Raw genomic sequence first — 12,650 nt, 5'->3', positions numbered from 1 at the left:
ACTCTCTGTTTTTCCTCTCCATACTTCTCGTTTCCCCTTGAGGGGAACGCCTCGAAGAGGCAAAGGGTGTACAAGGCAGAACGCCGATTTGACACCCCATCGCTATCCTGACCGCCAATCGGCGGCCTGTGTCATTTTTGCTTCTTACACTTGGACATACCTTTGGTGAGGGTTCAGAGGGTTCAAAAGGTTCAAAGGATTCAAAGGGTTTTGGAAAAGGGTTCTTAAGTTTGACGGCCTTTCAGGCCGAAGGTTGTGGTATCGCCCTCTCGGGCGATGAGTATTATAATGCCGCCTTTCGGCGGTCACGTCCATATCGAGTGTCATAATCATTCTTACCACCGTCCACCCCTTCGCCACTTCGTGGCCCTCTTCCCCTAAAGGGGACGCAAGAGGCGTTACGGGATTTACTTTCAGTATCATATGACATGAAAACAATTCTGCTGACTGGCTCGCTGCGCTCGCCACCCCCCTATCCGGGCTGCGCCGGACTTCTCCACGGGAAAGCGTGTCACACGATTCTCAGGTCGCTTTGCTCCCTTACGAATCGTGTTCCCTTGCCACCCCTGTTCAGGGGGAAGAATAAAACACCTCGAAGCATTCCTTTCATAAGTCGCTCACAGCATAGCGGAGCTCTATAGTACCACCGCTTGCGGGGGAAAGGTGGTGGCGCCAGCCACCAAAGGGGGAATGCATTCCTCGGGCGAAGCCCGGTTTGCATGTTTTTCCACGGGCAAAAGCCCGGTTGTAAAGGTTTTTCATAAGAGGGCGCCTTCTATAAATGTAAGGCGCCCACCACAACCCTCAGCGGCAGAGCCGCTGTCAAACTTAAGAACCCTCGGGGCGATAGCCCCGTCAAACTTTAGAACCTTCAAGCCCCAAAGGGGCTTGTCTATAAAACCAGCAGCATGGCTGCCGCCAGTTCCAGAAGGCCTATCAGCGGCACGCCGTATACGAATTTCTTATGCCTTGTCTTATGGTGGAAGAAGTACATGCCGGTGAGGGCGCCGGCGAAGCCTCCGGCCAGGGCGGCAAGGAGGAGGGTCCTTTCGGAGATGCGCCAGCAGCCATGGACGGCTTTCCATTTGTCCAGGCCGTAGAGGGAAAAGGAAGTAAGGTTGATCAGGAGGAAGGCCAGGGCCCAGGTCATGGGTTTCTCCTCCATCCTCTCGGCCTGTTCTGTTTTATCCAGTCCCCTCTTCTTTCCATGTTTTTCTCCTTTACCATGTTTCTTCGCTGCCGCAGGTTTGCAGATACTGAACGACCGCCTTGTCCAGATCATCCAGAAAGTCCGCCGGCCGGGAGGGGAGGCCGGATATCTGGGCGAGGCTGTCCGCGCTGCCGCGGGAGATGAAATATTTCAGAATATCTGTATATACATGGTGTACCTGGAGAAGTACCTCTCTGTTGCCCGGCGCCGTCTCCGAAAGGCGGCGGATGCTTTCGCAGAGACTGCCGAAGGCAAAGCTGTTGAAGGTTTCCCGCTCTTCCAGGTAGTAGGTGAAGCTGCCGTTATTTTTTCTGTAATTGTCATAAAGTACCAGTTTGGATTCCATAGGTATGCCCCCTTTATGAAATCGAAGGATTCCCTGTTTCCGCCGGGGCCAGGGAGAACCAGCGGAGCGGCTCCTTCTTTTTACTCACGGCGCAGAAGAAGGCCTGCCCCTTCATTTTTTTCAAAGATTTCAGTTCCACCGGCTCCCCGTTGGCGGCCAGAGGATAGAGATGGCCCTGAGGGCTCAGTTTCTTCACCGTTGTCCCTCCTGTTTCTTCGTCTTCCATGAAATAGAGGGGGCTGAAATCGCCGCTTCCAGCCTTCTTATCCCGCCGGGGAATCAGGAAAGGCACTGAGATGCCCGTGATTTCCTGCTCCATGTGCCAGCCTTCCCCGTCCCGGGTAAAGATAAGGAGCTCCGGCTTCCCATCCCGGTCGGTGTAGGGGCTTTCAAGAAGTACCAGGGCCTCTTTGCCGCCGTCACCGGAAAGGTCGGTGAAATTGCAGGCGTAGTTCATCAAACTTTCGTCATAGGTGGAATCGGCAAAATAGTCCAGTACCGCCTGCCGCAGTCCCTGGTCCTCGGTCTGCAGGGAGGACTCCTTCCGCACCTTCTTCGGTATCCAGGCCTCCAAAGACACCGGCGCCGGAGCCGGTGCCTCCACCATGTCTCCATTTTTCTCTATGGAAATGGTGGATATGTCCTCCCCCTGACTGAAGAAGGGAAAAAGAAAAACCATGGCTACTGCCAGAAATTGAATTTTGTATGTCATAGATATGCTCCTTCTGTCTTTTCTTTATTATACCATGGAGGGGCGGAGCTCTTGGACACACCATGGACACGCCTGCGGCGTGAGGGTTGACGGGGCTTCGCCCCGAAGGTTCTTAAGGTTCTTAAGTTTGACGGCCTTTCAGGCCGAGGGTTGTGGTGGCGGCTGACGCCGCGAGTTTTAAAAAAGGGGCGCGGCTCCGCCGCAGGTTGTGTAGAAGGGTGGTAGAAAAGGGTTCTTAAGATGGACCGGCCCTATGGGCCGGAGGGTTCTTAAGTTTGACGGGGCCTTCGGCCCCGAGGGTTGTGGTATCGCCCTCTCGGGCGATGAGTATGAAGTCAGCGTTACGGGATGACCTTGCTGTATCATATGGCATGATAAGCATTCTGCTGAATTATCTGCCTTCGGCAGATACACCCCCTATCCGGCTGTGCCGGACTTCCCCCGCAAGCGGGGGCAGAATAAAGCTCTGAAAAGCAGTCCTTTCATAAGCAGCTCACGGCATAACGGAGCTTTATAGTCCCCTGTGGAGGTCCTGCATAGGACCTCCACAGGGGCGAAGTAAGGCGCCTAGCCTGCCCATTAAGGCGCTTTCCTTTTGCCGCCCCACCGAACTGCGGGGGTGGCAAAGGAATTGGATTCATAGGGGAGCCCCGCGACCCGCGAATCCAGTGACATGCTTCCCACCGGGCAAGGTGGTGGCGCCAGCCACCAAAGGGGGCACACCGGAATGGTACATGAAGTATATGACGCCCTGTTTTTCTCTCCATATCTCTCGTTTCCCCTTGAGGGGAAATGCCACGTAGTGGCAAAAGGGTGTACGGGGCTGAGAAAAGATATGGCACTCTATCATTTTCCTGACTGCCAATCGGCGGCCCCCTGAGCGAAGCGATGCACAGCGAACACATTTTGCACTAGCGAACTGGATTTGTAAGGGAGCATCAGCGACCTGAAAATCCAGTGAGTCAGTGACAGCAGTGGATGCACTATGCGAACTGGATTTGTAAGGGAGCATCAGCGACCTGAAAATCCAGTGAGTCAGTGACAGCAGTGGTTGAAGGAGCGCTAGCGACGCGCAAAATGTGGTGAGTCGTTTCCCCTTTAGGGCGATAAGACATAGAATAAGAATATCATAATCATTCTTACCACCGTCCACCCCTTCGCCACTTCGTGGCCCTCTTCCCCTAAAGGGGACGCAAGAACGTTACCGGATTTACTTTCAGTGTCATATGACATGATAAGCATTCTGCAGGTTGGCTCGCTGCGCTCGCCTCCCCCTATCCGGCTTCGCCGGACTTCCCCCTGTTCAGGGGGCAGAATAAAACACCGCGAAGCATTCCTTTCATAAGTCGCTCACAGCATAACGGAGCTTTATAGTGCCCCCGCGAAGTGGGGGTGGCAAAGGAACTGGATTCATAGGGGAGCCACGCGACCCGCGAATCCAGTGACATGCTTCCCACCGGGCAAGGTGGTGGCGCCAGCCACCAAAGGGGAATTGCATTTCCTCGCCCGCAGGGCGGTTGTATGGTTTTATACAAACTGGCGCCTTCTATAATTTAGAGGCGCCCTACAACAACCCTCAGCGGCAAAGCCGCTGTCAAACTTAAGAACCCTCGGGGCGATAGCCCCGTCAAACTTTAGAACCTTCAAGCCACAAAGCCCCAGGCAGCAGTAAGCCACCCCATTCCCCATTCCCCATTTCCCGAATCCCGAATCCCCAGTCCCCCATCCCTTATACATAGCTATAGAAAAATTCCATAGGTTCCTTTTCGACCCCTTCCGATTTTCCAAATTCTTTCCTTTTCAAGGAATATCGGCATTTTTCGAAATTTCCTGCCGGCGAACGTAAAATTAGAGGATTCGAAAGGACCAAAATTGTCTATTCCCTTTTCTCTCCAGTTGGTGTATGATTATCTCCGGCACAATATGTTGTGTCTTTATTTGCGCGTTTGAACTATATTTAGTAGAATGCATGATTTCATCTACTATTCACATCATTTTTATCGACATAGCAGGCTAGACAGGCTGAAATCGTAACTTAGAGGAAACAGGGGAGTGTCTTACATGGAAAACAGGGAGTATACCGACGTGATTCACGTAAAAACGAACGTAATCAAGAGAAACGGACAGGAAGTGTCTTTTGATATTTCCAAGATCATCAATGCCATCGGCAAGGCCAATAAGGAAGTGGAGTCCATTCACCAGATGAATGAATTCCAGATCCGTGCGGTAGCTGACAACATTGCCAAAAAGATTGCCTCCTATCCCCATGCGGTGAATGTGGAAGACATTCAGGACATGGTGGAAACGGGCATTATGGAAATGCGGGGCTACGAGGTGGCGCAGAAGTACGTGCGCTATCGGTATAAGAGAGAGATTTCCCGCAAGAGCAATACCACCGATGACGGCATTCTGTCCCTCATCGACCTGTCCAATGAAGAAGTGAAGCAGGAAAATTCCAACAAGAATCCTGTCATCAATTCCACCCAGCGTGACTACATGGCCGGCGAAGTGTCCAAGGATCTCACCAGAAGACTGCTGCTGCCGGAGGAAATCGTGAAGGCCCATGAAGAAGGCATCATCCATTTCCATGACGCCGACTATTTCGCCCAGAGGGAACACAACTGCGACCTCATCAACCTGGAAGACATGCTGCAGAACGGCACGGTCATCAGCCAGACTCTGATTGAGAAGCCCCATTCCTTCTTCACCGCCTGCAATGTAACCACTCAGATTGTGGCCCAGGTGGCCTCGAACCAGTACGGCGGCCAGTCCTTTACCCTGGCTCATCTGGCTCCCTTCGTGGATATCAGCCGCAAGAAAATCACAAAAGAAGTGATTGCAGAAAGAAAAGAAACCGGCGAATCCATGGATAAAGGCATCATTGAAAAAATCGTGGAACGGCGGCTGAAGGAAGAAATCAAATCGGGCATCCAGACCATCCAGTACCAGCTCATTACCCTCATGACCTGCAACGGACAGGCGCCTTTCGTCACCATGTTCATGTACCTGGATGAAGTGCCGGACGGACAGACCCGGAAGGACCTGGCCATGATCATCGAAGAAGTGCTCCGTCAGAGAATGCAGGGCGTGAAGAATGAAAAGGGCGTATGGATTACCCCGGCTTTCCCGAAGCTCATTTACGTACTGGATGAAGACAATATCCATGACGACTCCCCCTACTACTACCTCACCAAGCTGGCTGCCGAATGCACCGCCAAGAGAATGGTACCGGACTACATTTCCGCCAAAATCATGAAGAGTCTGAAGAACGGCGACGTATACCCCTGCATGGGCTGCCGCAGCTTCCTCACCCCCGATACCGAAGGCCTGGGACCCCATGGGGAGCATAAGTACTACGGCCGTTTCAACCAGGGCGTAGTCACCATCAATCTGGTAGACGTGGCCTGCTCTTCTGACGGAGACATGGACCGCTTCTGGAAGATTCTGGAAGACCGTCTGGAACTCTGCCACCGTGCTCTCCGCTGCCGCCACGAACGGCTTCTGGGCACCGTGTCCGATGTGGCCCCCATTCTCTGGCAGTACGGCGCCCTGGCCCGTCTGAAAAAAGGCGAAACCATCGACAAGCTCCTTTTCAATAACTACAGCACCATTTCCCTGGGCTATGCAGGCCTCTATGAAATGTGCGTCCGCATGCTGGGCGTTTCCCACACCACCGAAGAGGGACGGAAATTTGCCATGGCTGTCATGCAGAAGCTGAACGATAAGTGCGCCGAATGGAGAAAAGCGGAAAATATTTCCTATTCCGTCTACGGCACCCCCATGGAATCCACCACCTACAAATTTGCCAAATGCCTGCAGAAACGGTTCGGCATTATCCCCGGCGTCACCGACAAGAACTACATTACCAACAGCTACCACGTCCATGTGGCAGAAAAGATTGACGCCTTCCATAAGCTAAAATTTGAATCGGACTTCCAGAAACTCTCCCCCGGCGGCGCCATTTCCTACATCGAAGTGCCGAACATGCAGACCAATATCCCTGCTGTCCTCACGGTGATGAAGTACATTTATGAAAATATCATGTACGCCGAACTGAACACCAAGAGCGACTACTGCATGGTCTGCGGCTACGATGGAGAAATCAAAATCGTGGAAGATGAAAACGGCAAGCTGGTATGGGAATGCCCCAACTGCGGCAACCGGGACCAGCACAAGATGAGCGTAGCCCGGAGAACCTGCGGCTACATCGGCACCCAGTTCTGGAACCAGGGCCGTACCCAGGAAATCAAGGATCGCGTGCTGCATCTCTGATACAGGGGCAGGGGCCTGGGCCTCCGGGCAAAGAATTCCCGGACCCCATGCCGATCCCGATCCCGATCTCCATCTCATGAATCCGGAGGCGCTCCGCGCCTCCTTTTTCACACTTATATAAGCAAAGCAAGGAGTCCATCCATGAAATACGCCAATTTTAAAGAATACGATATTGCCAACGGTCCCGGCATCCGGTTTTCCCTCTTTGTGTCCGGCTGCACCCATCATTGCAAAGGCTGTTTCAACCCGGAAACCTGGGACTTCAACTATGGCAAGCCCTTCACGAAGGACGTGGAAGACTATATCCTGAAAGAATTGGGCCATGAATTCTATGAAGGCCTCACCCTCTTAGGCGGTGAACCTATGGAGCCGGTGAACCAGAAGGGCCTCCTCCCCCTGGTGAAACGGTTCAAGGAACTCTATCCCCACAAGACCATCTGGTGCTTCACCGGCTACCTCTTCGACAAAGACCTTCTGGGCCATTTTGCCAAAGTCATGCCGGAAACCATGGAACTGTTAAAGCGCATCGACGTCCTGGTGGACGGGGAATTCATGCTGGACAAAAAGGACGTGACCCTTCTCTTCAAAGGCTCCTCCAACCAGCGGACCATCGACGTACAGAAGAGCCTAACCACCGGCAAAATCGTCTCCTGGGACCCCGGAGACACCAGCATGTCCCCCAATTCAAAAATCTAAGGTCCCTTCGCGGCTCGGGCAGAGTTTTCTGCCCGCCGGAAGCGAGCCGGTTCATAGGATAAAGAGGCTTTGAAGAAAGGTAAAGTATTTCTTCAAAACCTCTTTTTTATGACTCTCATATAATGATATACTGCCTGCCGCTTCATCATCTCGAGCGGGGCTGCCTGCCGTTATGAGCGCTGGATTTGTAAGGAAGCATCAGCGACCTGAAAATCCAGTGAGTCAGTGACAGCAGTGGATGAAGGAGCGCTAGCGACGCGCAAAATGTAGTGAGTCGTTTCCCTTTTAGGGGGCAATGAGTTTTATAATGCCGCCTTCGGCGGTCACGTCCACATCAAGTATCATAATCAGGATTACCACCGTCCACCCCTTCGCCACTTCGTGGCCCTCTTCCCCTAAAGGGGACGCAAGAACGTTACGGGATTTACTTTCAGTGTCATATTGAAAAATAACCATTCTGCTGACTGGCTCGCTGCGCTCGCCCCCCCTATCCGGGCTGCGCCGGACTTCTCCACGGGAAAGCGTGTCACACGATTCTCAGGTCGCTTCGCTTCCTTACGAATCGTGTTCCCTTGCACCCCTGTTCAGGGGACAGAATAAAACACCGCAAAACACTCTCTTCATAAATGGCTCTACAGTAAGCACGGGTTATAGTGTCCCTGTGGAGGTCCTGCATAGGACCTCCAAGTGGGGCGAAGTAAGGCGCCTAGCCTGCCCATTAAGGCGCTTTCCTTTTGCCGCCCCACCGAACTGCGGGGGTGGTAAAGGAACTGGGTTCATAGGGGAGCCCCGCGACCCGCGAATCCAGTGACATGCTTCCCACCGGGCAAGGTGGTGGCGCCAGCCACCAAAGGGGGGAACACCGGAGTGGTACGTGAAGTCTATGCTGTCCAAAGTCTGAAGTCTGATAGTCTGAAGTCTAGGGCCTCTTTCGGGAATACCATCCCACGGGTAGCGGTAAGCCGAAAGCCGACAGCCGTCCAGTCCCCAGTCCCCAGTCCCCAGTCTCCATTCCCCTCGATCCGTAGGAACATATATGCCCTTTCATCCTCCACGTAAAAAAGCAGCGGACTTCCAAGTCCGCTGCTTTGATTTCTACCATTAATCTTCCATTTCATCCAGTCCGGCAGACAGTTCTGCTGTTTTTTCCAGTTTCGCCTGTTTCCGCTGATGGATAATGGTGCGATAGCCTTCCACGGCCAGTTCCAGAGCCAGGCCGATGAGAAGGATGCCAATGCCGGCCTGGGCGTAGGGGCCCCAGTCGGTGGTGCCGTTCATAATCATGATAATCTGGTTTCTTACGATGATGACCAGGGAGCTTAAGGTGACGATCATCATGAAGGTCATGGGGATGAGGAACATTTTGTTATTCTTTCCTGCATTGCCAAGCCAGGTGGCTACAGCCAGGAGGCCGATGCCGGCCAGAAGCTGGTTGGCTGCGCCGAAGAGGCCCCAGATTTTCATGAAGCCGCCCATGCCCAGAAGCACGCCCAGGATGACGGTGAGGATGGTGGCAAAGTAAGGATTCACCATGAGTTTCTTGAAGCTGCCGTCAATGTCTTTCGGCGTCTGCCCTGGTTCCAGCCAGAATTCCTGGAACATGAAGCGGGCCAGACGGGTGGCGGTATCCAGGGAAGTGAGGCAGAAGGCAGAATAGGTGAGCACCAGCAGGGTGTACATGCTTCTTTCCATGGATTCCAGTCCCGGAATGGCGCCGATCATGGCCGCAATGCCGCCGGCAAAAATATCGGTAGCTCCTTTGACATGGCCTGTTTCTCTGGCGTAGGCAATGGCGCAGAGGGTAATGATGGCCAGTACGCATTCCAGCAGCATGCCGCCATAGGCAATGGGTTTGGCATCAGATTCTTTATCCAGCTGCTTGGAGGTGGTGCCGGAGGAAACGAGGGAATGGAAACCGGAAATAGCGCCGCAGGCTACGGTGGTGAAAAGGATGGGGAACAGGTACTGGGTACCGTTTCCATTGTCTACAGAAAATCCGGTGTAAGCCGGGAAGAGGTCCGGATTAATATCCGGGTGAGCTCCTACAATCCCTATGATGGCCACGATGAGCATGGCGTAGAGCAGGAAGGAGGAGAGGTAGTCCCGGGGCTGCAGGAGAATCCATACGGGAGTGACTGAAGCGATGGTAATATAAAGGCCGATGAGCCACATCCAGGTATGGGTGGAAAAATAGAAGGGATGGAAATTCATGCCGATGGCCATGCAGAGGACAATGGCACCTACGCCAAGGATGGTGGAAGCCACCATGCCGGTGTGGCGGCGGTACACCGCAAAGCCGAAGACAATGGCCACGGCAATAAAGAGCAGGGATACCATGGCCACGGACGCCTGGGTGGCACTCTTTGCTTCATTCACCACGCCGTTTTCATAGACAGCGCCGAAGGTGGAAGCCACGATGGCTGCAAAGGCCGCCACCACCAGGATCAGAGTCAGATAAGAGAAAATAATGAAAAGCTGCTTGGCCCTTTTGGACATATTGGCGGAAATGATTTCGCCAATGGACTGGCCGTTGTGCCGGACCGAGGCAAAGAGGGCGCCGAAGTCATGGACGCCGCCGAAGAAAATGCCGCCCACCAGCACCCACAGGGTCACTGGCAGCCAGCCGAACATGGCTGCCCCAATGGGACCTGTAATAGGACCTGCGCCGGCAATGGAGGAGAAATGGTGCCCCATGAGCACCGGCGCCTTGGCAGGCACATAGTCCACACCATCTTCCATGGTATGGGCAGGGGTGGGGATATCGCCCTTCCCTACGCCCCACTGCTTCACCAGCCATCGGCCGTAGAAAATATAACCGCATAAAAGAATAACAAGACAAACTGCCAGTAATACAAGGGTATTCATAAAGGAGCCCCCTTTCCCTGGGGTTGACGAACCGGCACTGGAAACCGCAGAATGTCACAGTTTCCCCATGTCATGGATACACCGGTAAATGATCAGGCATCTTTTCTCATAAACGGATAATCAGCAAATACTTTTCGAAGTCCCTTTTCCATGCACCTTCCGGCCCGGTTGAAACAAAACCGGCCTCTGCCAAGCTCCAATGCGCCTGCATGGAATTCCATCCATCCGTGGAAGGAGAATCGGAAGGATTTGTAGTAATGGCACTTCATCAGCGCCTTCGCCGCCTCCTCATCCATGGAATCACAGATAAATACAGGGGAAATATAGGTATACATGTGGCCCGGCCCGATATGAGCCATATCCATGCCCGCCTCATAAGCAAAATGGGCCAGCTCCATGAACACTGTCAGGGTGAGGCGGGGCACCTGGAAGAGGAACACAAATTCCTCCTGGGCCGTGGACCAGAGCTTCGCGGAATGGAAGAGGAAATATTTCTCCCCCGCTTCATAATACTCACATACCGCCGAAAGCTCCGCCTGTCCTGAAAAGAAAGGCTTCTGTATGTGGACTGCCTCCTGCAGTCCCCGGGCTTCTTCCTCCCGTCCTCCATCAAAGCGGGTAATGGTGTAATACCGCCGGTATCCGGCGAGCAGCCTTTCCACCGCTTCTTCTCTTCCCATGAGCCCCTCCTTTCATAACAAAATATCATCTGAACTGAACATAATTAGATGGTGTTTGTTTAAATATACTATTCTTCATCCTTTTTGACCAATAAAAGAAACTTATAACTACTGCAAAGAAAAATGATGTGCATTTGTGGTGGTGCGGGAAAAATTTACGCTGAAAGAGAGATACTTTTGTGCTTCGACGAAAGGTTTCCTACGGGAGTGATACGCACTGGCTTCCCTTACCCACAGGAAACTGCTGGCGAAAGGTTTCCTGCTGCGGTGATGCACTATGGTCTGCCATACCGACAGGAAACTTTACTCCAGAACGTTTTGACTCTGGTTCATTATCATTTAGTACTTTGCGAAGGCAACAAAAAAAGCCTGTCGGCGGGGAAACCGACAGGTTTTTGGAGAGAGGGTAAATTATTATCAAGAAAATCCAAGGTAAAAATGATAAGAATCAACGCACCTCCTTTTCTTCGCTTGGCAGCTGTATTTCCTTTCATCATGGGGATTTGAATCGGGGAAATTTTCTGCTTTGCTTTCAGTTGACCATCGGTCAACTTATGTACATATTATATCACCTTTTCCCCAAGTTGCAAGCCCTCTTTCATCATTTTTTCAAAATTTTATGCAAACAAAAACACCATGGCTGTTGGACTATGACGTTTTTGATTATCTTTCATAATAAAAAGGAGGGCCGCTTAAAAAGCAGTCCTCCCTTTCTGTTTTTGAGAGATTCAGGCCATCATATTTTCCAGCTGGCTGATAAATTCTTCCTGTGGAACAGCACCGATCATGCGGTTCACTTCTTCTCCATCTTTGAAGAGGATAATGGTAGGAATGGACATAATGTCAAACTGACCGGCCAGGTCCTGCAGCTCATCCACATCCACCTTGCAGAAATGGATTTTGTCGCCCAGCACCTTTTCAGCGTTTTCCATAACCGGCGCCATCATGCGGCAGGGTCCGCACCAGGTAGCCCAGAAGTCAATCAGGCTGTACCCCTTGTGGCTGGCAATTTCTGTATTAAACTCTTCCTGGCTGTGAATTTCGGTAATCATAGGTTTCTCTCCTTTTAAAATTATATATTTAACTTATTCGATGTATTTATTATAACACAGAAAGTCAAACAGTCAAGAGCAGGGAAAAAGCCCCGGGTCCGTGGACACGCCCTGCGGGCGTGAGGGTTCAGAGGGTTCAAAAGGTTCAAAGGGTTCAGAGGGTGGTGATGGCGGCTGACGCCGCAAGTTTTAGGCTCCGCCGCGGGTTGTGTAGAAGGGTTGTGGAAAAGGGTTCTTAGGATGGACCGGCCCTATGGGCCGGAGGGTTCGTAAGTTTGACGGCCTTTCAGGCCGAGGGTTGTGGTTATCGCCCGCAGGGCGATGAGTATAAAGTCAGCGTTACGGGAATTGACTTTCTGTGTCATATGGCATGATACGCATTCTGGTGATTGGCTCACTGCGTTCACCACCAAAGGGGGAAAACTGCGGAATGGTACATGAAATATATAACTCTCTGTTTTTCCTCTCCATACTTCTCGTTTCCCCTTGAGGGGAACGCCTCGAAGAGGCAAAGGGTGTACAATGCAGAACGCCGATTTGACACCCCATCGCTATCCTGACCGCCAATCGGCGGACTGTGTCATTTTTGCTTCTTACCCTTGGACATACCTTTGGTGTGAGGGTTCATAGGGTTCAAAAGGTTCAAAGGATTCAAAGGGTTTTGGAAAAGGGTTCTTAAGATTGACCGGCCTTGGACACACCTGCGGTGTGAGGGTTCTTAGGTTTGACGGCCTTTCAGGCCGAGGGTTGTGGTATCGCCCTTACGGTGCACAGCGAACACATTTTGAAGGAGCGCTAGCGACGCGCAAAATGTAGT

General features: G+C 52.3%; 10 protein-coding genes. 3 read left to right on the top strand and 7 right to left on the bottom strand.

Annotated elements, in window-relative coordinates:
• Nucleotides 1-892: 892 nt before the first annotated feature.
• From HMPREF9453_RS06150 to HMPREF9453_RS06140, 3 genes are read right to left on the bottom strand one after another with little or no spacing between them, the layout of a single operon-like run.
• On the bottom strand, nt 893-1,165 hold the full coding sequence (locus HMPREF9453_RS06150) for a DUF1294 domain-containing protein (protein WP_040380089.1): 273 nt from the start codon (nt 1,163-1,165) through the stop codon (nt 893-895).
• Nucleotides 1,166-1,220: 55 nt separating this feature from the next.
• Complete coding sequence (locus tag HMPREF9453_RS06145) at nt 1,221-1,556, bottom strand: hypothetical protein (RefSeq protein WP_008859694.1); 336 nt, start codon at nt 1,554-1,556, stop codon at nt 1,221-1,223.
• Nucleotides 1,557-1,569: 13 nt separating this feature from the next.
• Nucleotides 1,570-2,268 (bottom strand): hypothetical protein, encoded by a 699-nt coding sequence (locus HMPREF9453_RS06140; RefSeq protein WP_008859693.1) that lies wholly within the window; start codon nt 2,266-2,268, stop codon nt 1,570-1,572.
• A 2,061-nt stretch (nt 2,269-4,329) separates the two neighbouring features.
• Between HMPREF9453_RS06140 and nrdD the strand changes: the two genes are divergently transcribed.
• Nucleotides 4,330-6,540, top strand: a complete 2,211-nt coding sequence (gene nrdD / locus HMPREF9453_RS06130) for an anaerobic ribonucleoside-triphosphate reductase (protein WP_008859692.1) — start codon at nt 4,330-4,332, stop codon at nt 6,538-6,540.
• Nucleotides 6,541-6,681: 141 nt separating this feature from the next.
• Nucleotides 6,682-7,236, top strand: coding sequence for an anaerobic ribonucleoside-triphosphate reductase activating protein (gene nrdG / locus HMPREF9453_RS06125; RefSeq protein WP_008859691.1), 555 nt, complete (start codon nt 6,682-6,684; stop codon nt 7,234-7,236).
• A 285-nt stretch (nt 7,237-7,521) separates the two neighbouring features.
• Here nrdG and HMPREF9453_RS12090 read toward each other — a convergent pair whose 3' ends face one another.
• The 3 genes from HMPREF9453_RS12090 to HMPREF9453_RS06110 all read right to left on the bottom strand — a co-directional run bounded on the left by HMPREF9453_RS12090 (nt 7,522) and on the right by HMPREF9453_RS06110 (nt 10,781).
• Nucleotides 7,522-7,692 (bottom strand): hypothetical protein, encoded by a 171-nt coding sequence (locus HMPREF9453_RS12090; RefSeq protein WP_232217333.1) that lies wholly within the window; start codon nt 7,690-7,692, stop codon nt 7,522-7,524.
• A 645-nt stretch (nt 7,693-8,337) separates the two neighbouring features.
• Nucleotides 8,338-10,101, bottom strand: a complete 1,764-nt coding sequence (locus HMPREF9453_RS06115) for a carbon starvation CstA family protein (protein ID WP_008859689.1) — start codon at nt 10,099-10,101, stop codon at nt 8,338-8,340.
• Nucleotides 10,102-10,193: 92 nt separating this feature from the next.
• Nucleotides 10,194-10,781, bottom strand: a complete 588-nt coding sequence (locus HMPREF9453_RS06110) for a hypothetical protein (RefSeq protein ID WP_008859688.1) — start codon at nt 10,779-10,781, stop codon at nt 10,194-10,196.
• A gap of 123 nt (nt 10,782-10,904) precedes the next feature.
• On the opposite strand from HMPREF9453_RS06110, the gene HMPREF9453_RS06105 reads away from it, so the two are divergent.
• On the top strand, nt 10,905-11,288 hold the full coding sequence (locus HMPREF9453_RS06105; protein WP_148363723.1) for a hypothetical protein: 384 nt from the start codon (nt 10,905-10,907) through the stop codon (nt 11,286-11,288).
• A 221-nt stretch (nt 11,289-11,509) separates the two neighbouring features.
• Here HMPREF9453_RS06105 and trxA read toward each other — a convergent pair whose 3' ends face one another.
• A complete protein-coding gene (gene trxA, locus HMPREF9453_RS06100; RefSeq protein WP_008859687.1) occupies nt 11,510-11,833 on the bottom strand; it encodes a thioredoxin in 324 nt (107 codons plus the stop codon).
• Nucleotides 11,834-12,650: the final 817 nt, after the last annotated feature.

Origin of the sequence: Dialister succinatiphilus YIT 11850, assembly GCF_000242435.1 — a bacterium.
Lineage (GTDB): Bacteria > Bacillota > Negativicutes > Veillonellales > Dialisteraceae > Dialister > Dialister succinatiphilus.
Note: the sequence above shows the minus strand (reverse complement) of the source record. Positions and strands in the feature narration are given on the sequence as shown.